Genomic DNA, 22647 nt, shown 5'->3' on the forward strand with positions numbered 1-22647 from the left:
GCCGTAACTGATGTTAATAGTTACGGCCATTCTGCGCTCTGGGAAAATCGGTATCCAATTTCCCGACTGTCCCAGCGCCAACCAATATGTCGGGATATGCATCGGACATGATGTATTCTATAAGTTAAAATAGTTTTTGGCATTGTAGTAACAGATGTCTTCTGTCAACTTGCCAAGATAGGCCATATCCTTCGGGTATTCTCCATTCTCCACCCAGGTACCCAGCTTACTGCACAGGATACGTCGGAAGTATTCATGCCGCGGGAAGGAGAGGAAGCTCCTTGAGTCGGTAAGCATTCCTACAAAGCGGGAGATAAGCCCAACGTCGGACAGGGCGTCCATCTGGCGTTCCATCCCACGCTTATGGTCACAGAACCACCAGGCGCTACCAAGTTGAATCTTTCCCCTGATACCGGTGCTGTTTCCCTGATAATTCCCGGCCATGGCGGCAAGCATGTCCACATCCTTCGGATTTAGATAATAGAGGATTGTTTTGGGCAGCTCGTCAGTAGAATCCATGGCGTTCAAAAGCGCAGAGAGCTGTGGAGCATAATTAAAATCATTCAGACTATCAAAGCCTGTATCCGCCCCCATTTTTTCAAACATTCTGGAAGAATTGTTGCGGAGCGCGCCGATATGAAGCTGCATGATGAGTCCTCTCCGGGCATATTCCCGTCCAAGCTCTGTCAGCAAAAATCCCCGGTACATGGCTGCTGCCTCAGAAGAAAGGGCAACTCCAGTGAGTCTCTTCTGATATAGCCCATTGGCCGTCTCGTAGGAAGCCGGAAGATAGAAGCTGTCCTCCAGACTGTGATCGGTCACCCGGCAGCCTACGCTGATGAAGAAGTCCAGTCTCTTCTTTAACGCTTCAAGCAGCCCGTCCAGTGAAGACACGTCTGACTGTGATACGGAACCAAGGCAGGCCACATAGGACGGAAAATAATCCTTTTCAATATCCAGGGCATTTCCAGGGCGGAAGGTGGGCAGCACCTGGAAATCTGACTGTTCCTGTACAAGCTTCTTGTGCCAGATTAAGTCATCAACTGGGTCATCCGTGGTGCAGAGGACTTTCACATTCTGCATGTTCAGAAGATTGCGGACAGAGTATTGTGGTGACCTTAGCTTCCGGTTACAGATATCCCAGATGTCTTTTGCCGTATCGGGAGACAGTGTTTCATCAATGTCAAAATACCGTTTTAACTCCAGGTGGGTCCAGTGGTATAAAGGATTGCCGATACAATTCTGTACGGTATCCGCCCAGGCAAGAAATTTCTCATAAGGCTGTCCGTCGCCGGTAATCAACTGTTCCGGTATGCCGTTGGCACGCATGGCGCGCCACTTATAATGATCGCCGCCGAGCCATACCTGGGCGATGTTGTCATAGCATCTGTCTTCGTAGATTTCCTGCGGATTCAGATGGTTGTGAAAATCAATGATGGGCATCTTGCGCGCATGGCCGGAAAACAATTCCCTGGCCGTATTGGTCTGTAATAAAAAGTCGTCGTTAATAAATGGTTTCATCGTAAAGGCCCCCTTCCGGACTATATAAAATGTTATACATATTTTTCAAGTGTTGCCCTCACCGCACCGCATCCGGTTGTCATTTCCCGGAAATAGCGGCATACAAGGGGAGCCAGTCCCACTTCATAAAAATTGACGCCGAAGATATTGCTGTTTTCAGGAATCGGCTTTGGCAGCGCATCGTCTACGGTATCGCCCAGCTTTATACCGAAGATAAAGGGCCGCAGAGTGTCAAGCATAGTATCCGGACTTAGGGTAAACGGATTGCCCTGATCATCTACGCCCATCAAATACCGGAGCCATCCGGCAAATACGAGCGGGATAAACTTCAAATCAGACCGGGATTGATGACCACTGGGAGTCCTTCAGTATAGCCGATTTCCTTTACTGGCTTTTTCAATGTAACATCCTGCATTTCTTTAGATATTAGGTCATAACCAAGGAGACAGCCAAATATAGCGAGTGCGGTATGAAGCGGGTTTAAGCAGGTGCAGACTTTCATCTTTTCTACTTTATCCACAGTTTCGCGGTTGGTGAAAATCAGGCCGCCTCTTTCAAGCTGGGGCCTCCCGTTTGGAAACACATCCTCAATGACACGATACTGGCATTCTTCTACATTTACAAAGGGAGCAACATATGTATTTTTGGAGGTAACTACCGGGTCTGACTCCTCCACACCGTCTTTTTTCAGAAGTTCCTCCACAGATGGGTCCGGTCTTGGAGTAATCTTATCAATCATGGACCATGGGAAGGATACTTTTGCGGGATTTTCGATATATTCCACGAAGGAAGCGGCTGTCAGGCCTGTTTCGGACCATTTTGCGGCGAATATGTGGACCGTGTCAAACAGCTTGCTGCCATTGTGGGAACAGTTATCCATGCTTACCATAGCAATCGGTTTTTCACCGGACTGGAACCCATCTGTTTTGTCAGGTCCTTTTTAAGCCCGCTTTTTAATATAATGTTCACTTGTAGTCATAGCATTTTACAAAGCAGTATTACGATGCCAATTCAAATAGTTCATCTAACTGTGAAATACAGTCAGTAACGGGATGAAAGATAACTTCGACTGTTTTGAATGAAGCCAGAGAAATCACTCCCAAGATGGATTTGGCATCAACCATGCGGCTTCCGTATTTAACGTCCACATCGAAATCCAGTTTGCTTACCGAACTGACAAACTGCAGAATCTGCTGGGTATTCTGAAAAGTTATAAATTTATGTTCCATGATAAATTCCTCCTCATGTATAGGGGTTAACTTAGTGATAATCTAATTTTAGCACTTTTCATTAAAATAAGAATGAAGAATACCGATAGGTTACTTGTAAAAAACAGACTTTATGCATAGAGCTGTAATAAAATTTTAAAATGTAAAGTTCCAGGATTCTGCTTTTCTAATAAAAAGTCGTTTTTTTTCAGTAAGAATACAGGAAAAGATCATTTGATTTATTAATAAGAAGGATTAAGATTAAGAAATAAAACGTAGGAGAGTAGGAGATTATGGATATGCAGAATGATTTTTTTATATTAAATAGAGATGTCATAATAGATTCAGAATTTAAGAGTGAACCTGTCAGGCGTGCAGTATCACGTTTTTACCGGGATCTTTCAATGGTTTTGGAAACTGCAGATGAGGGAACAGACAGAACAGAATCCGGAAAGATATGTTTGAAAAAGGGAGAGTTGCCGGCAGAAGATTATTATATTCACGTAGAAAATGACAGAAAAATGACAATTACGGCTTCAGAGGAACTGGGTGTTATTTATGCACTGCTTTACATTAGTGGGCATTGTCTGAGAATACTTCCGTTTTGGTTTTGGAATGATCAGAAGTTTGTGAAACAAAAAGAGATTCCCATCCCATTTAAGGAATACCATTCAAAGAAAAAGCTAGTCGCTTACCGGGGCTGGTTTATCAATGACGAGGTTTTAATCAGCCACTGGGAAGCAGGGAAAGATGCAGCATATCCGTGGGAAATGGCATTTGAAGCGCTGCTGCGCTGCGGCGGAAATACGGTAATTCCGGGAACGGACAGCAATTCAAAAAAATATGCCGGTCTTGCGGGAGACATGGGATTGTGGATTACCCAGCACCATGCGGAGCCTCTTGGGGCAGAGATGTTCCTGCGGGTTTATCCGGATAAAAATCCTTCGTTCAAAGAATATCCAGACTTGTTCCGCGGCCTATGGGAGGAAGGGATTAAGAGGCAGATGAATCATAAGATTATCTGGAATCTTGGCTTCCGGGGCCAGGGTGACACCCCATTCTGGGAGAATGATCCCCAGTACGATACCCCGGAAAAGAGAGGCCAGCTGATTAGCAGTATTATGAAGGAACAGTATGAACTGGTGAAAAAATACGTTGCAGATCCTGTTTTTGGCACAAATCTGTATGGAGAAACCATGGAGCTGTACCAACAGGGTCTGATTGAACTTCCGGATAATGTAATTATGATCTGGGCTGATAACGGCTATGGAAAAATGGTATCCAGAAGGCAGGGAAATCATAACCCGCGTGTTCCAGCACTTCCGGGTAAAGGGCTTGGCGACAGAAGACATGGCGTTTACTATCACGTTTCTTTTTATGATCTTCAGGCTGCCAACGTGCTCACGATGCTGCCGAATCCCATGGGATTTGTAAAAAAGGAACTGGGGCATGCTTATGAGTCTGGAATTTCGACACTATGGCTTGTGAACTGCTCCAATATTAAACCCCATGTCTATCCTCTGGATTTTGCAGCCGCTTTATGGAACTCCCTGGAAACGGAACCGGAAAAGCATCTGGAACAGTACATAAGCAGGTATTATGGGGACAGGTCCTTAAAGGAAATGAAAGAATGCTTTATGGAATATTTTGAAGCTGCACTTCCGTATGGAGAGAAGGAAGATGAACATGCGGGAGAACAGTTTTATAATTATGTCACACGGGTTCTGATCCATCAATGGATGAAGGATGGCGGAAAAGCTGCCTGTGAGGAACTTCTCTGGTGTGGACCGGCAGAAAGTTTCGCCGGACAGCTTCAGTGGTATGTGTCAAAATGTAAAAATGCCTATCCGCGTTTTCAAAGACTGCTCGATAGATGCGGTAGTCTGGCAGATGAACTGCCGGAGGACTGTTGCAGATTGTGGAAGGATTCCCTCCTGCTCCAGGTGAAAATCCACACATTCTGCCTGGAGGGGGTAATCCATTTCGGAAAGGGATATTCGGCATATGGAAGCAGCGATTATCTGAATGCCTTTTACGAAATCGGCCAGGCAGCAGACCACTTTCATCTGGCGGAGGAGGCTATGAAGGAGTGCGGCCACGATAAATGGAAAGGTTTTTATGACAACGACTGCCAGACGGACATAAAAGAGACGGTATACTTGCTCAGGTTGTTGATGGGATATATTAGGAATATTGGAGATGGTCCGTACTTTTATCAATGGCAGAGATTAATTATTTATCCGGAACGGGACAGAAAAATCATGCTGCTTTTAAATTATGAGAATCACCTGACAGATGGAGAACTGTATCAGGCAATGAAGGAAAAAGAATATAATAAATTCGATAAAAACAACCTGTAGAATCTTATATTGTCTTTGCGGTTTTCTCTTTATTCGTTTATAATTTTATATATAAAAAGAAAATTTTCATTCCGTATACAGAAGGATTGCGCTTGGAAATACGTTGAAACGTAAGATAGCGATTAGGGAGACAGGCAAGTGAAGGACAGAGGGATATTGTTTAAATGGCAGTCAATGGAAGCGTATCGGGAATACTGGTACCAAAAATATAGAGATTTAAAACTGGCGGAAAAGATGATTATTGTTTACGTCCTTATGCTGGGAATCTGTTTTCTTATAAGTGTTGCTGCACTGCAGGTCAGCTTTAATATCTATGATGGAAAATTGTATGAAAAGTCTCTGCAGGAACTGGATTTTTTCACTCAGGAGGTAAACCGGAGTTTAGACGAGGTGGAAGGAATATCCTATAATATAGCAATCGATACACAGATTCAGGAACAACTCACAAAAATGAAAGAAATGAAGCATTTTACAGCAGATTATTCTTATGAAGTTTATCAGCTGCGAATGTTGTTTAATAAGGAACTGGCAAATTCCAATATGGTTTCCAACATGGTATATACGGATGGGGATAGAACCCAGTTTGTTGTGGGAGTTGCAACGGGAACAATCAGCAGGGAGTTGTACGAATCTGTGATGAACCGGATTCATGAAGCGAAAGGGGCCTATGTGGTGCAGCCGCCAACGGCAGAGTATCCCTATCTGCTGACGGGGCGTGACATAAGAAAGCATATTGATGCGAGCCTGGAGTATCTCGGGAGCCTTCTGATTACCTGTGATGTATCTGGAATGATTGAAAAGAATATTGACGATTTGGAAGCGGACAGCTCCACGCTCTGCATTTACTCAAATGAGGGTATTATCTATGAAAATCAGAAAGGAATGATGGAGAGGCTGCCCAGGCTGGAGGGAGATAAAGGATATCAGATTATTAAAGATAAAGGACAGCGATATTTCGTATGCCATTTACAATCATCCAAGACAGGGTGGACCTATGTCAATATATTTCCTTATTCAGAAATTTACGGACAGAATCAGAATCTGCGGTATATGATGATTGGGGGCTTCCTTCTGCTTTTTCTAATTACCGCACTGATTTTAAAAAAACTTGCGCATATGATTGTGAAACCGTTGGAGCATTTGACGGAAAGTATGCAGATTGTGGAAACCGGAGATTTTGACCAGGCGAGAGAGTTTTTAGGAACCAATACGCAAAAGGATGAGATTGGCCTGATGACCCAGGAATTCAAAGTGACATTGGATAAGATTGATAACCTTATTCATGAAAATTATGAAAAGCAGCTTCTGTTGAAAGACACCAAGTATAAAATGCTGCAGGCACAGATCAACCCGCATTTCCTTTATAATACCTTAAACAGCATAAACTGGATGATCCGGGCGCGAAAAAATGACGAGGCGGCGGAAATGACAGTGGCGCTGGGAACAATTTTACGGTCTGCCCTGAATAAACAGCAGTATGTCACCATTGATGAGGAACTGGATAGTCTGAGAAAATACATGACGATTCAGGAATACCGGTACAGGAAGCGTGTGGCCTTTTCCGTGGAATGTGAAGTTTCAGGTCAGTACCTTATCCCCCATATGACGCTACAGCCACTGGTAGAGAATTCCATCTACCATGGGGTAGAAAAGATGCTGACGCCGTGTACGATATCCGTTGCGCTCAAAGAAGAAGGAGAGCGGATTGCCATAACTGTATCGGACAATGGCCCTGGTATGACGGAGGAGGAACTGGAAGCGGTCCGCACTTTTACCGCAGAGCCGAAAGGTCATGGCATTGGCTTAAAGAATATTTATGAACGGCTTAAAATGGCGTTTAATCAGGAAGCGTATTTTGATATCAGCAGTGTTCCTGGAGGCGGAACGACTGTGACGATTAAGATTCCGAAGGCAGAGGTGATGAAGAGCGATGATTAAGGTGTTGTTGGTAGACGATGAGGATATTGAACGCGAGGCCATGGCGGAAATTATTCCATGGAAGAAGCTGGATATGGAACTGGTGGATATGGCATGGAATGGGATTGAAGGGCTTGAAAAAATACGGATGTATATTCCTGACATAGTAATTACAGATATCAAGATGCCGGTTATGGACGGGATACAGCTAATCCGCAATACGAAGGAACTTTATCCGGACATACTTTTTGTGGTGTTGTCCGGATATGGAGAATATGGATACACAAGCAGGGCTATGGAACTTGGAATCCGGCATTATATTTTAAAACCCTGTGATGAAGAAAAGATTGTGGAAGTGCTGCAGGGAGTAAAGAAGGAACTGGCGGAGCTGGAGAATAAAAGGAAATCAGAGCAGGAATATCGGAGTACCTTTTACCAAATGCTTCCACGTGTAAAAGAACAAATCCTTGGCATCCTGATAACCCAAAAGGAGGTGTCTAAGGCCGATAAAATTCTTCTTGAGAAATTTATGGAGGATACCAGAAATTCCTTTGCACTGTTGGGAATCCGATCCCCTCAGGAATTGGATCAGCTGGATCAGTTTGTGCTGACAAACATTTTAACAGAGCTTTTAGGTGTGGAGAACATCTATATGAGTACATCCACAAAGGATGAGATGATTTATCTGATTCCCGAGGAGATAGTGGAAAATCTGCGGCCGCTGATTATAAAGGTCCATAAAGAGTATGGGAAGTATAAACAGACAGGGCTTCGCTCGGCAATCAGCAGAACAGGGGGCATTGAGGAGGTCAGCAGTCTTTACTCTCAGCTCCAAGAGTTGTTTTTCTTAGGTGATTCGGAAGGGAGGATGGAGTTTATCAGCTTCGATTTCCTGAAAAAGGACAACTCTGTCATGATACTGGATTATGACCGGATTAGGGAAGCAAAGGATTACGCAGAGGTAATGTTTGAAATCTATACTTCTTTTGCAAAGATGGAGATGCGGGGATTTTCAAAGAACCGAATTGCAGATTCCTTCCGTTTCTTTTTGAAAATATTCTGTGAAAAAGAGGAATGCGAAGCGAAAGATGGGGATATCTGGGAACTTTTGGAAATAGTTACTGAAGAATGTGCCGCTTATTTGAAATTGTCGCTGCCCGATACAAAAGATGGAAACCGTATGAAACATATACTGTATAGCATTTACCAGAATATCAAAAATCCGGATTTAAGCCTGCAGTATTTGGCGAAAGAAGTGCTATTTATAAATGAAGATTATTTTGGCCGTTTCTTTTACCGCTACACCAATGAAAAATATTCTTCATTTTTAGTCCGGGTTCGTGTGAATCTGGCAAAACGGTTGCTGGAATTTAATCCGGATATCCGGATATCTGAATTAGCAGAGCAGACTGGATACCCTGCGGATGGGCAGTATTTTGCCAAAGTATTTAAAAAAAATACAGGGATGGTACCGTCTGAGTACCGAAAAATGTTAATAGATGGTTAAAGTCGGAAAATTACAAATAAATGAAAAGAGGGAGTATCTAAGAAAGATTATTTTTTCCGGGATGCTTCTTTTTTTTATGTTTTAGTCGGAATTTTACAGACGGGTAATCTGCAAATTCCATTCAGATTCATGGTTAAAAACAGTATAATAAGGCTATCAGAAATAAACAAAAACCCGTTGAGAAAAGGAGAGGCGTATAATGAAAAGGTCTTTAAAAAAATTAACAGCTTTAAGTATGGCGGCGGCCATGGCGTTTTCACTGGCAGGCTGTAGTTCAGGAAATGGAGGAGAGACAGCGGCAACAGAAACTCCTAAGACAGGTACACAGGCGGCCGGAACCGAGAGAGCAGGTGAACCGGTCACACTCAAGATTACCTGGTGGGGAGGCCAGGGGCGTCACGATTACACACAGAAAATGCTGGATGCCTACACCGCGTCTCATCCAAATGTAACATTTGAGGCAATGCCGTCAGGCTGGGATGGATATTTCGATAAACTGGCAACCCAGGCTGCCTCCGGTTCTATGCCTGACATTGTCCAGATGGATTATCTCTATATCACTACATACGCAAAAAATAATTCCCTGGCTGATTTACAGCAGTTTGTGGACGATGGAACGATTGATGTTTCAAAGATCGATCAAAATCTGCTTAATACGGGTAATATCAATGGTAAATTAAATGGGATGGTGCTTAGCAGCTCTTATATATCGGTCGGATATAATCCGGATGTATTAGCGGAAGCTGGCGTGACAGAGCCGGAGAGCAGCTGGACCTGGGATGATTTTATTCACACTGCTGAAACAGTCAAGGAGAAGACCGGTAAGTATGGCATGGCAGGCGGACCGGTCGATGATACTAACTTATTCAACTACTGGATAAGGCAGCATGGAGAAAGTCTGTTCACCGAAGACAAGAAGGCGATTGGCTACGCGGATGACAAGCTTTGCTCGGACTTTATTCAAATGTGGGCAGATCTGATGGCAAAGGGGGCTGAACCCAATCCGGATGAGTATGCGGCGATTCAGACTTTGGGAGAGGAAGGAAGGCCCGTAGTAACCGGAGAAGGCGCCATGCTGACAGAGTGGAACAATTATGCGGCAAAGGTAAGCGGAACCAATGATAAGCTGAAAATGGTAACACCTCCAATGGTTGCCGGTTCTGATGCCAAAGGTCTTTGGATGAAGCCAGGTATGTTCTTCTCCATCGCGGAAACGTCCAAGGTGAAAAAAGAAGCTGCAGAATTTATCGACTGGTTTGTTAATTCAGAGGAAGCCAACGACATCATGATGGCAGAGAGAGGAACTCCGGTATCTTCTGAAATCCGTGATTATATGGTGGCAACCGGTAAGTTATCGGAGCAGCAGGCAGCGATGTTCAAGGGAGTGGAAGATGCCCTGGTACTCTGTGGCGAAACACCTGATCCTGATCCGGTTGGTATGTCAGAAGTTAATGAGTCCTTCAAAAATGCAGCTTACAGCGCATTCTACGGACAGGTATCTCCTGAAGAAGCAGCAGCTAAATTCAGAAAGGACGCAGATGCAATTCTTTCACGAAATAACTGATTGACAGAAGGAGGGGACCATACACCATGGTCCCCTCTGACAGGAAAGAGGAGATTAGATAACCATTATGAAAAGTATAAAGAAAAAAGCCGTTTCCAGGCATGCCGACAATGCAGTTGCGTACTTGCTCATGGCGCCCTGGCTTATAGGATTTATCGCGATGTGGCTGATTCCGGCGATTATTTCCATCTATTATTCCTTCACGGATTTTAATCTGTTAAATAATCCAAAGATCATCGGATTTGCTAATTATGCCCGCGCTTTCACACAGGATGAGACATTTGTACAGGCGCTTAAAGTGACATTCTTATATGTTCTGGTACTTGTTCCGTTAAGACTCACATTTGCCCTTTTTGTAGCCATGCTTTTGAATAAGAAGCATAAGGGACTGGGGCTTTACAGAACTCTCTATTATGTTCCATCTATCATTGGCGGAAGCATTGCAGTTTCCGTTGTGTGGAAGCAGATATTCGGAAACAAGGGTGTGGTTATGACGCTGCTGTCCGTGTTTGGAATCCAGCAGACCACCTCCTTTTTGGGAAATCCCAAAACAGCGCTTAGTGTCATTATCCTCATGGGAGTATGGCAGTTTGGTTCCTCCATGCTGATCTTTTTATCCGCGTTAAAACAGATTCCGTTTACCCTTTATGAATCAGCTATGGTGGATGGAGCGAAGCCATCCTATACTTTTTTTAGAATTACGCTTCCGATGCTGACCCCAACGATTTTCTTTAATCTGATTCTACAGATTATAAATGGCTTCCGGGTATTTACGGAGAGCTATGTAATCACTGACGGTGGCCCATTAGACAGTACGCTATCATACGTGCTTTATTTGTACCGCAGGGCGTTTACATACTTTGATATGGGTTACAGCTGTGCTCTTGCCTGGATACTGGTTGCAATTATCGCTGTATTCACCGTGATTATTTTCAAAACGCAGAAAAACTGGGTCTATTATGAGTCTGAGGAGGGGTGAGAAAATGGGAATGCACACAAAGAAAAAGATAAATTCAGTACTATTTCACATAGGAGCGTGTGCGCTTGGATTTTTGATGATTTATCCCTTGCTCTGGCTTCTGGCCAGCTCCTTTAAGAGTAATGATACTATGTTTTTGGATACTTATTCCCTGATTCCGAAGGTATGGGACATGGTAACCAATTATAGCAGTGGATTTGCGGGTATTGGCGGCGTAAAGTTTTCGACCTTTTTTATGAATTCGTTGATTGTTACGGTTGTAGGTACATTAGGCTGCGTTTTTTCCTCCCTTTTGGCAGCCTATACGCTTTCACGGCTTAAATTCAAATTTTCCGGTTTTTGGTTTGGCTGTGTGATGATGACGATGATGATTCCGCCTCAGGTCATGGTAGTTCCTCAGTATATTATCTTAAAGCAGTTGCATTTAATCAATACGAGAACGGCTCTTGTTCTTCCGTGGATATTTGGAGGAGCGTTTTTTATCTTCCTGATGGTTCAGTTCTTCCGGGGAATTCCGAGAGAATTGGATGAGGCGGCAGAAATTGACGGATGTGGGAAAATCAGGACATTACTTTTTATCCTCATTCCAGTGGTAAAACCGGCAATCGTTACTTCTTCTATTTTTGCGTTTTACTGGATCTGGCAGGATTTCTTCCAACCGTTAATCTTTATGAACAGTGTGGACCGCTTTACAATTCCGCTGGCATTGAATATGTATTTGGATCCGAATTCTTATAATAACTATGGCGGTCTGTTTGCAATGTCGGTGATTTCGCTGCTGCCGGTAATTGTCTTCTTTATTATCTTCCAAAGATATCTGGTGGATGGAATTGCCATGGATGGCATTAAGGGATAGAAGCTGGCAGATTGCAGAACAGAAGGCGAAAACAGACTTTATATCGTGGTTTGTTTTCGTCTTTTTGTATTTATTGTACTGCTGTTGAGGAAATTGAACGCGAGATAAGAATCGTTATCCAATATCAAGGGTCCGCAGAAGTATACTTTTATGTACCACTCTGTTTACAAGTATGGCCTACTACGTTTCCATTACTTATTACAGCAAGAATATTGCTATAGCTATGTTTTATTTGGACTAATATTATAGGTAGTATTTAATACCGTGTAAGCTAAATCATATTTATTGGCTAAATCATTAATTTCCTGCTTTATTTTTTTTATATCATTATTTATTCCATATTGGATAAAACCTCTATTTTTTTGTAAATAATATCTTATTTTAAATACTAGGTCCTGTTCACTATCTGTTTGCTGTGATGCGGATGCTATTTTAAAGCTAGGAACACATATATAATTGTCCATCGAAATAGTCTCATTATCCTTTATAAATTCTAAATTTTCAGATAGAAAGCCCTTAATATAAAAGGTCATATCACTTCCTAAATAGTTTAGTTTTAATGTGTCTCCTATATTATAGTAAGGCGTATAGTTATAGCCTAATAATACTGGGATATTTTCAGACGTAGATAATATGTAATCATCATCATTAAACGCTTCTCCTTTTTCTATAGATGCCAAGTAGGAATCAAAAAACCTTTTGTTGACTTGAACTGTATTAAGTGATGTGACATAGTGACTTCTTCCGTCGATTTTAATTGCCTGATTCTGGATTTTATCTCCTTTTCTATTATATACCTTAACAAAATCATCATCTAAATTATAATATTCCAAACTCTGTAATGCTTGAAATGATAATTCATAATAATCAAAGTTTTTGTTTAAATCATCATTTAACTTACTTAAACGAGTAAGTATATCCTCTTCACTGTAGAGTTCTGAAAGGTCGTCATCATCTAAATACTCATCTGCCAACATAACATATAGATTATTTGTTTCAGATGATAATATGGCATATGAATTATTTGTTTCAGATATTATAGCTTGTGTAGATTCTTTCTCATAACCCACAGCATTATATTTCCGTTTATTTATAGTAAAAAAAATTGTTACAACAATCGCTACCGCAGCGATAGCTCCTAAAAATTTCAAAGTTTTTTTCACACTATTACCTCCTTAAACATCTTAATAGTTTTATGTATGGTTGCTTGATTTTCTGTTACCATAACCTTTTTGCTGTTCAAAACAATCTGCAAACGGTCATGTAAGGCAAAAACATCCCGTTATGTATTATTATTCCTCATTTCTGATAAGAAAATCCTTTTCTATAAATGCGCATACATTTTCCACATATTCTTCCACGGTATAGTGTTCAGCCTGCTCCAGGTAGCATTTGATGGTGCTGAAATAAAAATCGGATAACAAGGTTGAAAAAATTGGACGTGAGATAAGGAGTGTTCTATTTTGACAGTCCTGTTCCATTTGAAATTTTTCGGTGACAATCTCCATAATGCAATTCCGGGATAAGTCAAGCAGTGTGCCGTTTTTATTTGCTGTGTAAATCTGTGTGTAAAGTGTTTTGTTTGCCTCTGTATAACGAATGATTGCCAGCAGGAAAGCTTTGATGGAATCTTTGTTTTTAAAGAAAACCACATCTTCATTCAGTCCTGCGCCCTCAAAGGTTTTTTTCAGGCAGAAGCGCAGAAGGTCATATTTATCTTCAAAATACCGGTAAAAGGTGGTTCTGGGAATCAGGGAGGTATTGCATAATTCCGTTAAGGAAATCTTCTCAAAAGGCATTTTTGTGAGAAGATCAAAAAGTGTATGACTCAATATGGTCTGGGTGCGCTTGACCGCGACCGTTTCCCTTTTGTGGTAATGGTTCATAAGCAGCTCCTTTGGGTCCGTTCCAGGGCGGGATATTGGTATAATTTTTAAAATCTGTTTCAAATGGAACAATTCTGAAATATCAATTCTTGTATATTTTACCACAATCGTAGAAAATAGTGCAAGTATACGATAGAGCGGAGGAGATATATCATGGCGAAACCACCTACCAGAAAAAAATTAATTGTCCTTACGGCAGTGCTTTTATTATCTGCAAAAACAGGAGCTATGGAAGTCTATGCGATGGAACCGGAAGCATCAGGCTGGCACCAGGAAGATGATAGCTGGCACTTCGTGACAGCCGGGGGAGATTGGTATCGCGGCTGGCTTCAGGAAGGCGACAGGACTTACTACTTAGACGAGGATGGCGTTATGGCGTGCGGTTGGAAACCGGTCGATGGAGAATGGTACTATTTTCATGCCGATGGAGGCATGAACCAGGGAGAACTGGTACTGGACAACGCTGTTTATGAATTCTCAGAGAATGGTGCACTAAAGTCTGCCCATTGGCTTGAAAATACCGGAGGGGGAGCCTACAATGCTGGCTGCTATGATGAGATCACCCAGGAACTGTTTGATGAGCTGAATGAAGAAAAGAAGGACTTATATTTTGAAGCTTATCCTGACCGGGAAGACGAGTACGACGGAGACGAACACAGCATGTATGACCGGTACGCCGCATTTAAGATGGATATGGAACTAAACAAAGCGGCGGAACATCGGTTAAACATGGCAATGGAGCACAGCTATATGGGAGATAAAATACCGGGAGAGGGAACGGTATCGGAATATCTGGCCTCTATCCCGTACAGGAAAAACGCCACCTGCCTGGAGCTTTATATCAGAGGCTGCGAGGATGAGGAGGAGGCATTTTCTAAAGTGATGGCAAAAACCCAGGATAAATATGATTCCAAAGAGGACAGAACATATTCCCTGGAGTATTACCGCAGTTTAGGGATGGCTCATGAGGAGAAGAGCGGGGAACACTATTTTCTTCTCATACTGATGCGTTAGCGGCTGTAAAAAGCCGTTATTGATGTCATAAATTTAAGGCAGAGGAGCACAAAACATGAGGCATAAGGTATCTGAAAGAATAAGGGAGAAACCATATCAGATATTGCGAACATGCAGGGATAAAGGGAAAGATGATATAAGTTTTCCTACCCGGCTGGCCCGGTTCATCATACATAGAAAGAAATTAATCGAGAGTATATTCTTCATCAGCTGTGCGGTGTCCATGTTTGCGATGCTGTTTGTAAATGTGAACTATGATCTGACGGAGTATCTGCCGAAAGATGCCCAGACCAATATCGGGCTGGATGTCATGCGGGAAGAATTCGGGTATCCCGGCACGGCCAGGGTGATGATAAAAGATGTAAGTCTGTATGAGGCGAAACAATACAAGGATAAGCTGGAAGCGGTAGACGGGGTAGATCAGATCCTCTGGTGTGACAGCACAGCAAATATCTATTCCGGAGAAGATTTCATTAACGAAGATGATATTGATGACTATTACAAAGACCGTTGTGCCGTCATGGATATCACCTTTGATGAGGAAGATGACTCGCCCAGGACTTCCGGGGCTATTGATGAGATGAGAGCCATCACGGGAGATAGAGGATACTTCGTGGGAATGGCGGTGCAGAACAAATCCCTGGCTGAAACGGTGGAAAGTGAATCGAACCGGATTCTTGTGATTGCTGTTATCATGATATTTTTAATTCTCTGTATTTCCACTACGTCCTGGACTGAGCCGGTTCTATTTATGCTGGTGATGGGCGTGGCTGTCATGTTGAATCGGGGAACGAATATTTTTGTCGGCACACTCTCCTTCCTGACTAATAATGTGGCAGTCGTGCTTCAGCTGGCAACTTCCATGGACTATTCTATTTTCCTTCTGGATGCCTTTACGAAGGAGCGTGACAAAGGAAAAACGGACGAGGAAGCCATGATTGCTGCAATCGAGGAGGCAATCCGTTCCATCTTTGCCAGCAGCATGACAACTGTGGTAGGCTTCCTGGCTTTGGTCACCATGACCTTCAGCGTGGGATTTGACATGGGACTGGTGCTGGCGAAAGGTATCCTGGTGAGCCTCATTACTGTTATCTTTTTTATGCCGGCGGTCCTTTTGAAATTTTCAAAATGGAATGATAAAACGAAGCACCGCTCCTTTTTGCCTGATTTTAAAAATTTCAGCAAATGGATTTACCGGATGCGTTATGTGATTCTCATTATCACCCTGCTCGTTACGCCAGGGGCTTATGTTGCCCAGGGTATGACGGATTTCCGGTATGGTAATAATGCCATCGGTGCGGCAGAAGGGACACAGATTTACCAGGATGATCAGAAAATCATAGAGATATTTGGCCGCAGCAACATGATGCTGGCAATTTATCCAAACACCTCACCTGTGGCAGAAAAGGCGATGTCCGATGAGATTGAAGATCTGTCTTATGTAAAAAGCGTGACCTCCCTGCCGGATACCCTTCCGGACGGAGTTCCGGAGGAATTTCTTCCTTATTCCATGACCAGCGAGCTTCACACGGAAAAGGCCAGCCGGATGCTGATTTATATAAAAACGAAGGCAGAAAGCCCGCGGGCCTTTGAGTGTACGGACGAAATCAGGAATATCCTGAAGCGCTACTATCCGGAAGCGTCCTATCTGGTGGGGGAAACACCGTCCACTCAGGATATCAAGGAGGCCATCGTATCGGATAACGCCAGGGTCAATGCGTTATCGCTGGCAGGCGTATTTTTAGTGGTAATGTTCAGCTTCCGATCCATTGTAACACCGATTTTGATTCTCGTCCCCATCGAGATGGCGATTTTCTATAATATGGCTATGCCATATATTCGGGGCGATACGCTGATTTACATGGGGTACATCATTGTCAGCAGTATCCAGCTGGGAGCTACGGTGGATTACTCCATTCTGCTCACCAACAATTATATGGGGGCAAGGAAGCGCCTGCCTAATAAGGAAGCCTGTATAGAAGCAGTTTCTCTGTCCTGCACCTCCATTTTAACATCTGGTTCGATTATCACATTTGCAGGATACATCATTTATATGATATCTTCCACGGCGGCCATCGGGGATTTGGGCCATCTGATTGGGCGGGGCGGTTTATTCAGCGTGATTTTAGTATTGACCGTACTGCCATCGCTGTTGGTACTGTTTGACCGGTTTATTGTTGGAGACGGATGGAAGCGCACTGCAAATTATTTGAAAAACAGGTATGTGGATCAGAGGAGTATTTGGAAAGCAAGATGGAACGGGAATAAAGAAAAGCGTTTTCGTAAGAGGAAACTTGGAAAAACGGAGGGAACATTATGATATATCGCTTTAACAGAACATGTGCGGCAGTTCTTACAGTGACGGTTCTCTGTACCGGCGGAGGTCTTGCCACACCGGTATATGGCGCCGAGGCTGCCGTTGAAGTGGATGAGACAATGTATGTAAATTTAGATTATTATGGCGGGATTGATAAGGTGAATGTAGTAAAAGGCTGCAATATGAATGGCTTGACTACATTTACGGATTTCGGTAACTATCAGGACGTCATTAATATGTCCAATGCGGCGGCGCCAACATTGGGAGACGGAACGGTCACCTGGGAACCGGAAAAGCCGGAACGGTTTTATTTTAAATGTCAGATGGAAAAAGAGCAGGTGACAATGCCATGGGACTTTGATGTATCGTACAAATTAAATGGCGTTCCTATTGATGGGGATAAACTGGCAGGCGCTTCCGGCACGGTGGAAATCCATATTGTGGCAGAGCCGAATGAAAATGCGCTGGAATATTACAGGAATAATATGCTTCTGACCGTCATGGTGCCTGTGGATTTAGATGAGAACTACAGCGTGGACGCAGAAAATTCCCAGACACAGAATATGGGCGATACCACCATGGTTATGTTTACGGCTCTCCCCGGGGAAGATGGGGATTATACGGTACGGATTGGTTCGGACAGCTTTGAAACGGTTGGAGTCATCATGGCGATGATGCCTGGAACGGTGGAAGATCTGGAGCATATCAAGGATTTAAAGGAAGCCAAGGATACATGGAAGGAAGCCGGGGACGAATTATATGACAGCATGGAGATGATGGCAAAATCCGTAGAGGGAATGCGGGACGGGGTAAATATATCACGCCAGGCCATGGACTCGGCGGACAGCGCCAGACAGAAATGGAGTGCGTCAAAGGACAGCATCCTGGGAGGCAGCGACCAGGTGCTGGATTCCCTTACATCTGTATCGGAGCAGATGGAGATAATGATTCCCCACATTCAGACGGTCAAGGACTCATCGGAGATCCTGCATGACAGTATGGGGGACATTGTAGATACCCTTGGAGAAATGCAGGACCCGTTGCGAAAGCTGAATACCCGTCTCAGAAATATTAAGAGCGGGACAGAGAGTGTCTCAGACCATATACCGGAGCTGATGGATTTGATGCAGAAATTAATGGCATTGGATGCGCAGCTGCAGGCCAGCGAGCAGATTTATATTACGCAGATGGGAACGCTGTCGGACAATATTTATCTGATTAGTGATGACTATTATATGGAAGATGAGGAGGATATGGAAGATGAGGAGGATATGGAGGATGAGGAGGATATGGAGGATGAGGAGCTGGAGAACAATGAGGAAACTAGCGGGAAGAATGAAAAGCCGGATTCGGAAGAAGTAACCGGTTCAGAAAATTCCGGTAGTGCAAGCCAGGAAAAACCAGAAACCGGAGCCACGGAAGATGGAACAGGGGAAACGGAAGGCCAAAAGCCGGATGCCCCGGAGACGGAAGCACCAGAGGGCGAAAAGCCGGATGCCCCAGAGACGGAAGCACCAGAGGGCGAAAAGCCGGATACCCCGGAAACGGGAGTGCCAGAAGGTGAAAAGCCGGATGCCCCGGAATCAGGCGCCCCGGAGGCAGAAAAGCCGGATACCTCGGAACCGGAAGCACCAGAAGGTGAAAAAACGGAAACGGGATCATCGGAGGGTGAAAAAAATGATACCCCGGAGGCGGCAATGATTGTACCGCATGATGTCCCGGTTGTGTCAGCAACCGCAGATACGGCAGGGGGAGTGGTGGACGCGGATGAACTTTTAAATCTGCTGACAGCTCGGCAGGGATATTTGGAATCCATGGCAAAGACCAGCAATGAATTGTCCTCCCTTATGACATCGCTTTTAGGGGATACGGCTGATACCGCAAAATACGGAGCTGAGATTGTAGATTACATGGATGTTCTGATTGAAGATGTGACGGCGCTGAACGATTCCCTGGATGTCTATTATCCGGATCTCCAGGCGGCGCTGGACGATACAAAAGAACTTGTAAACCGCTCAACGGATGCGCTGAATACTGGAATCAGCACGATGACGGTCATTCAGAATACGCTAAAGGACAGCAGCGATGATCTGGATGCGGCCGCACGCGACAGTATCAGGGGCAGTATGGAAATGCTGGATAAGAGTTTAAGTATTCTGGACAGCACGACGATTATGCGGAAAGCCGGGCATACCATGAAGGATACGATGGATGATGAGTGGAACGAATTTGACACAGAGAACCGGTTCCTGTTTATGGACCCGGAGGCAGATAAAATTTCCTTTACCTCTGATAAAAACGAGTCAGTCCATACGCTGCAGATTATTATGCGTACAGACGAAATCAGCCTGGATGATGTCGATGATCTGTCAGACGCAGAGCCAGTGGAAGAAACGGTCAGCCCGCTTATAAGAATCTGGAATGTACTGACGAAAATGGTGGCAGCCATTGTAGATGTTTTTAAAAACCGATAGAGCTAAGTAAGGAAGTCCGATTATGCCTACAGAACGATTTGAACGATTGCCCGAAAAGAAAAAACTCAGGATCAGCAGCGCGGTCATGGTTGCATTGCAGAAAAATGTGCTTGATAATTTGAATATAAGCCAGATTGCCAGGAGTGCTTCCATATCACGTGGGAGTCTGTATACCTATTTTTATAGTAAGGAAGATATGATTCTTTTTTCCATGTGCATGACACAAAAGAGCATTTTTCAGGCTGACAGGGAAACCATGAAAACATGCGGGGGAGATTATTGGGCGATGCTCAGGCAGAGCCTGGAAAATCATATGCAGGCGTGCAGAACCATGCACATATATGAACTCATGTATTCTCTGTATGAGAATGAGGGCGAAAACAGATTTTTAACGACGTATTGGGCGGCGGGGTGGTTTCAGAGTCATAAGGACTGGATTTATGATAATTGCACCATTCAAGAGATCAAGTGGATTAAAAGAGAGGAATTTGATGCATTTCAGGATGTGTGTTATACATACCTGCTTATGACGGCACAGCTTTATTTTACGAATAAAATGAAAAAGCAGGATATGGTGGATGTTTTTAACGGAAGATTGTTGCAGCTGCAGAATCTGCTAAGGAGATTTGAACGGTATGCCAGAAATCTCAAAGAAGTCAGTTAAAAGTCATATGGAATCTATATTATGAGGGAGGCCGAAAACGTGAAACAGACCTATGTTATAACAATCGGAAGAGAGACAGGGAGTGGAGGAGGTTTTATCGGGCATGAAGTGGCAAGGCGCCTTGGCATTGAATGCTATGATAAACGCTTGATAGAGATGGCCTGCAGGGATGGCGGGGTGGATTTAGAATTCATGAAGCGCGCAGAAGAAAAGAAGGCGAACCCTTTTCTATATTCCATTCCCAGGGAATATCAGAACGAAAAGACCGGCAGGGGTATCCCGGTCAATGATATGGTATTTAATCTTGAATCCAAGATAATTGAACAACTGGCAGAGAAGGAATCCTGCGTGATTATAGGCCGCTGTGCAGATTACGTGCTGCGGGATAAACGTGAGGTTTATTCTGTATTTGTTTTTTCTGATATGGAGAGCCGCGCAAAATGGATCAGCAGAACGAGAAGCCTGCCTTATGAACAGGCAGCTGAACTAATAAAAAGAGAACAAAGGGACAGAAAAAAATATTATGAGTATTATAGCGGAAAACGGTGGGGAGAAAAGGAAAGCTATCATATGTGCTTAGACAGCGGAAAAATAGGTCAGGAGTTTTGCGTGGAGATTATTTGCAGCCTGTTTTGTAGGATGGCTGATACTGAATCATATTAGGAGAGAGACATTTCAATGAAAAAAATAAAAAAAGGTTTCGTGTTATTTCTGGCTTTTATGATTCTGGCCTGTTCTTTTGCTCCGACAGCTCTTGCTGACAGCAAAAAGAAAATTGGGAAGATTTACTTGACAATCGATTCCAATGTGTGATTTGTGGATGAAGAAGGATATGCGGAAGTAACACCAGAGGGAGATAATGCCGGAGATTATTACGTGGAGGACGTGGAAATCATCCATGATGACAGTGACGGCTGGACAAATGCCAATCCACTGGAGGTAGAAATCACGCTTGTTGTCGAGAATGAGGATGAAACCTATTTCTCAGGCACTTCCTCCAGCGATTTCAGACTGACGCTTAGCGATTCCGCAAAAATGAATTACGAGAAGATTAAATTCGTTCAAGCAAAACGCAGGGACAATAATGCGACTTTGATATTAACGGTTCAGCTGCTCTTTGATAAAAAGGCCGATACCAGCAGGGCTAATGCGCCCACTAAAGCTGCCTGGGACGGAAGTATATATGGGAAAGCGCTATGGAATGAGGCGTTATCTTCTAAGTATTACCAGATACAGTTATTGAAAGATGGCAGCGAAACGGGGGATATCATATCAATTTATAATACGGAATACGATTTTTCCAATCTGATTACTGAACCAGGAACTTATTGTTTTAAGGTCCGCTCTGTGAAAGCTGGTAATAATGCAAAAAGCAAATGGATTACATCTGCCGGCCTTATAGTAGATGGTGCTGGAATCAGCGGTGAGGGATGGCAGAGAGAAGACAACGGAGGCCGTTGGTGGTGGCGGAACCCGGATGGTACATACCCTGTCGCACAATGGAAACAGATTAATAATGAATGGTACTACTTTGATGAACAGGGATATATGAAAACAGGATGGATTTGTTTAAATGGACTTTATTATTATTTGGACACAGAAAGTGGGGAAATGTATGTAAATCGATGGACTCCCGATCAGTATTGGGTAGGAAGCGACGGGGCATATATTCCGGACATCCAGGTATGAAGATATGGGTTAAAGAATGAAAAGTACCAAGAATATAATGTCTTTCATAGAAAACTCATAGACATATCATAGGTGTTTCATAGCAGTATTCATTATAATTCCTATAATGTTCAATCTATACTATATATAGGGAGAATATAAAGTTATCAGCTATATATTGGATAAAGACCAGCAGATATGATTAATCTGCTGGTTTACCACAAGATTTGTATGATTCGAGATGGATTTTTATGTATCCAAGATTTTCAGTCGTATAGCAGATTTTCTGCTACGAATTGCATTGTTTTTATCAAAAGTTCCCGTTTTTCCTCGGGACAGTTCTGATAGTAAACAGTCAGTTGCTGAAACAAAGGATCACTCTCTGATGGTTTTGGAGAAAACAGAGCCTCGGAAGAAATATTCATAGCACCAATTAAAGTATACAGTATTTCAAACGATGGGTTCATCATTCCGTTTTCTATTTTACTGATTTCACGGGAAGATACGTGAGATTTTGTTGCCAGCTGCTCCTGTGTTAAATGGCATGCTGTGCGTGCCGCCCGTAACCGTTGACCCAGTATAGTGCATAAATCGATTGCCTGCATAATCATTCACCTCAATATCATTCTATCGTTCTAGTGTAGTATCTAGTTGTCAAATATACTTTAGTGTGATAACATTAAAGAAAAAGGCGGTTATTACACATGGCAAG

At 43.3% G+C, this 22647-nt stretch carries 20 protein-coding genes and 1 pseudogene; 14 read left to right on the top strand and 7 right to left on the bottom strand.

What is annotated here, in order from left to right; genetic code table 11:
* Nucleotides 1-117: 117 nt before the first annotated feature.
* The 4 genes from uxaC to LK536_RS53505 form a co-directional block, all read right to left on the bottom strand.
* Entirely contained in the window at nucleotides 118-1521 is a 1404-nt protein-coding gene (uxaC, locus tag LK536_RS53490) for a glucuronate isomerase (protein ID WP_227796957.1), read from the bottom strand.
* A 32-nt stretch (nucleotides 1522-1553) separates the two neighbouring features.
* Complete coding sequence (locus LK536_RS53495; protein ID WP_506092234.1) at nucleotides 1554-1760, bottom strand: hypothetical protein; 207 nt, start codon at nucleotides 1758-1760, stop codon at nucleotides 1554-1556.
* Between the two features lie 89 nt (nucleotides 1761-1849).
* The gene (locus LK536_RS53500; protein WP_331472270.1) at nucleotides 1850-2305 is read right to left on the bottom strand and encodes a hypothetical protein; all 456 of its coding nucleotides are present in this window, start codon (nucleotides 2303-2305) and stop codon (nucleotides 1850-1852) included.
* A gap of 214 nt (nucleotides 2306-2519) precedes the next feature.
* On the bottom strand, nucleotides 2520-2750 hold the full coding sequence (locus LK536_RS53505; RefSeq protein ID WP_227796956.1) for an HPr family phosphocarrier protein: 231 nt from the start codon (nucleotides 2748-2750) through the stop codon (nucleotides 2520-2522).
* 608 nt (nucleotides 2751-3358) lie between these two features.
* Between LK536_RS53505 and LK536_RS53510 the strand changes: the two genes are divergently transcribed.
* From LK536_RS53510 to LK536_RS53535, 6 genes are all read left to right on the top strand, one after another.
* Nucleotides 3359-5089, top strand: coding sequence for a glycosyl hydrolase 115 family protein (locus LK536_RS53510; RefSeq protein WP_227796955.1), 1731 nt, complete (start codon nucleotides 3359-3361; stop codon nucleotides 5087-5089).
* Nucleotides 5090-5323: 234 nt separating this feature from the next.
* Nucleotides 5324-7027 carry a sensor histidine kinase gene (locus tag LK536_RS53515; protein WP_227796954.1) on the top strand — a complete coding sequence of 568 codons (1704 nt, stop codon included), beginning with the start codon at nucleotides 5324-5326 and terminating at the stop codon, nucleotides 7025-7027.
* Nucleotides 7020-8513 (top strand): response regulator, encoded by a 1494-nt coding sequence (locus tag LK536_RS53520; RefSeq protein ID WP_227796953.1) that lies wholly within the window; start codon nucleotides 7020-7022, stop codon nucleotides 8511-8513. Before LK536_RS53515 ends, LK536_RS53520 begins: the two co-directional genes overlap by 8 nt.
* A gap of 199 nt (nucleotides 8514-8712) precedes the next feature.
* Nucleotides 8713-10077 (top strand): ABC transporter substrate-binding protein, encoded by a 1365-nt coding sequence (locus tag LK536_RS53525; RefSeq protein ID WP_227796952.1) that lies wholly within the window; start codon nucleotides 8713-8715, stop codon nucleotides 10075-10077.
* Between the two features lie 67 nt (nucleotides 10078-10144).
* A complete protein-coding gene (locus tag LK536_RS53530; RefSeq protein WP_227796951.1) occupies nucleotides 10145-11056 on the top strand; it encodes a carbohydrate ABC transporter permease in 912 nt (303 codons plus the stop codon).
* 4 nt (nucleotides 11057-11060) lie between these two features.
* Nucleotides 11061-11912: a carbohydrate ABC transporter permease gene (locus LK536_RS53535; RefSeq protein ID WP_227796950.1), complete on the top strand. Its 852-nt coding sequence runs from the start codon at nucleotides 11061-11063 to the stop codon at nucleotides 11910-11912.
* Nucleotides 11913-12133: 221 nt separating this feature from the next.
* On the opposite strand, the gene LK536_RS53540 is transcribed toward LK536_RS53535, so the two are convergent.
* A complete protein-coding gene (locus LK536_RS53540; RefSeq protein WP_227796949.1) occupies nucleotides 12134-13075 on the bottom strand; it encodes a hypothetical protein in 942 nt (313 codons plus the stop codon).
* A 129-nt stretch (nucleotides 13076-13204) separates the two neighbouring features.
* Entirely contained in the window at nucleotides 13205-13903 is a 699-nt protein-coding gene (locus tag LK536_RS53545) for a TetR/AcrR family transcriptional regulator (protein WP_227796948.1), read from the bottom strand.
* Nucleotides 13904-13951: 48 nt separating this feature from the next.
* On the opposite strand from LK536_RS53545, the gene LK536_RS53550 reads away from it, so the two are divergent.
* The 8 genes and pseudogenes from LK536_RS53550 (at nucleotide 13952) to LK536_RS53585 (ending at nucleotide 21956) form a co-directional block, all read left to right on the top strand.
* Entirely contained in the window at nucleotides 13952-14812 is an 861-nt protein-coding gene (locus LK536_RS53550; protein WP_227796947.1) for a hypothetical protein, read from the top strand.
* A gap of 55 nt (nucleotides 14813-14867) precedes the next feature.
* Entirely contained in the window at nucleotides 14868-17132 is a 2265-nt protein-coding gene (locus LK536_RS53555; RefSeq protein WP_227796946.1) for an efflux RND transporter permease subunit, read from the top strand.
* Nucleotides 17129-19603 (top strand): methyl-accepting chemotaxis protein, encoded by a 2475-nt coding sequence (locus LK536_RS53560; RefSeq protein ID WP_227796945.1) that lies wholly within the window; start codon nucleotides 17129-17131, stop codon nucleotides 19601-19603. The genes LK536_RS53555 and LK536_RS53560 overlap by 4 nt, the downstream gene beginning before the upstream one ends.
* An 85-nt stretch (nucleotides 19604-19688) precedes the next feature.
* Nucleotides 19689-19793 (top strand): annotated as a pseudogene (locus tag LK536_RS53565) (TetR family transcriptional regulator); the annotation flags it as partial.
* Nucleotides 19794-19820: 27 nt separating this feature from the next.
* A complete protein-coding gene (locus LK536_RS53570) occupies nucleotides 19821-20267 on the top strand; it encodes a hypothetical protein (RefSeq protein WP_506092236.1) in 447 nt (148 codons plus the stop codon).
* Nucleotides 20268-20306: 39 nt separating this feature from the next.
* Entirely contained in the window at nucleotides 20307-20930 is a 624-nt protein-coding gene (locus LK536_RS53575; protein WP_227796943.1) for a cytidylate kinase-like family protein, read from the top strand.
* 15 nt (nucleotides 20931-20945) lie between these two features.
* Nucleotides 20946-21080 carry a hypothetical protein gene (locus tag LK536_RS53580; RefSeq protein WP_268886872.1) on the top strand — a complete coding sequence of 45 codons (135 nt, stop codon included), beginning with the start codon at nucleotides 20946-20948 and terminating at the stop codon, nucleotides 21078-21080.
* 3 nt (nucleotides 21081-21083) lie between these two features.
* The gene (locus tag LK536_RS53585) at nucleotides 21084-21956 is read left to right on the top strand and encodes a hypothetical protein (protein WP_227796942.1); all 873 of its coding nucleotides are present in this window, start codon (nucleotides 21084-21086) and stop codon (nucleotides 21954-21956) included.
* A gap of 245 nt (nucleotides 21957-22201) precedes the next feature.
* Here LK536_RS53585 and LK536_RS53590 read toward each other — a convergent pair whose 3' ends face one another.
* Nucleotides 22202-22540, bottom strand: a complete 339-nt coding sequence (locus tag LK536_RS53590; RefSeq protein WP_227796941.1) for a helix-turn-helix domain-containing protein — start codon at nucleotides 22538-22540, stop codon at nucleotides 22202-22204.
* Between the last annotated feature and the right edge of the window lie 107 nt (nucleotides 22541-22647).

This window comes from Clostridium pacaense, from assembly GCF_020709765.2.
GTDB lineage: Bacteria > Bacillota > Clostridia > Lachnospirales > Lachnospiraceae > Enterocloster > Enterocloster hominis.

Bases quoted from the DNA above. Each gene is read 5' to 3' on its own strand.
- uxaC (WP_227796957.1), bottom strand. From the start codon at position 1,521: ATGAAACCATTTATTAACGACGACTTTTTATTACAGACCAATACGGCC.
- LK536_RS53495 (WP_506092234.1), bottom strand. From the start codon at position 1,760: ATGCTTGACACTCTGCGGCCCTTTATCTTCGGTATAAAGCTGGGCGAT.
- LK536_RS53505 (WP_227796956.1), bottom strand. From the start codon at position 2,750: ATGGAACATAAATTTATAACTTTTCAGAATACCCAGCAGATTCTGCAG.
- LK536_RS53515 (WP_227796954.1), top strand. From the start codon at position 5,324: ATGATTATTGTTTACGTCCTTATGCTGGGAATCTGTTTTCTTATAAGT.
- LK536_RS53520 (WP_227796953.1), top strand. From the start codon at position 7,020: ATGATTAAGGTGTTGTTGGTAGACGATGAGGATATTGAACGCGAGGCC.
- LK536_RS53525 (WP_227796952.1), top strand. From the start codon at position 8,713: ATGAAAAGGTCTTTAAAAAAATTAACAGCTTTAAGTATGGCGGCGGCC.
- LK536_RS53530 (WP_227796951.1), top strand. From the start codon at position 10,145: ATGAAAAGTATAAAGAAAAAAGCCGTTTCCAGGCATGCCGACAATGCA.
- LK536_RS53535 (WP_227796950.1), top strand. From the start codon at position 11,061: ATGGGAATGCACACAAAGAAAAAGATAAATTCAGTACTATTTCACATA.
- LK536_RS53550 (WP_227796947.1), top strand. From the start codon at position 13,952: ATGGCGAAACCACCTACCAGAAAAAAATTAATTGTCCTTACGGCAGTG.
- LK536_RS53555 (WP_227796946.1), top strand. From the start codon at position 14,868: ATGAGGCATAAGGTATCTGAAAGAATAAGGGAGAAACCATATCAGATA.
- LK536_RS53560 (WP_227796945.1), top strand. From the start codon at position 17,129: ATGATATATCGCTTTAACAGAACATGTGCGGCAGTTCTTACAGTGACG.
- LK536_RS53570 (WP_506092236.1), top strand. From the start codon at position 19,821: ATGACACAAAAGAGCATTTTTCAGGCTGACAGGGAAACCATGAAAACA.
- LK536_RS53580 (WP_268886872.1), top strand. From the start codon at position 20,946: ATGAAAAAAATAAAAAAAGGTTTCGTGTTATTTCTGGCTTTTATGATT.
- LK536_RS53590 (WP_227796941.1), bottom strand. From the start codon at position 22,540: ATGCAGGCAATCGATTTATGCACTATACTGGGTCAACGGTTACGGGCG.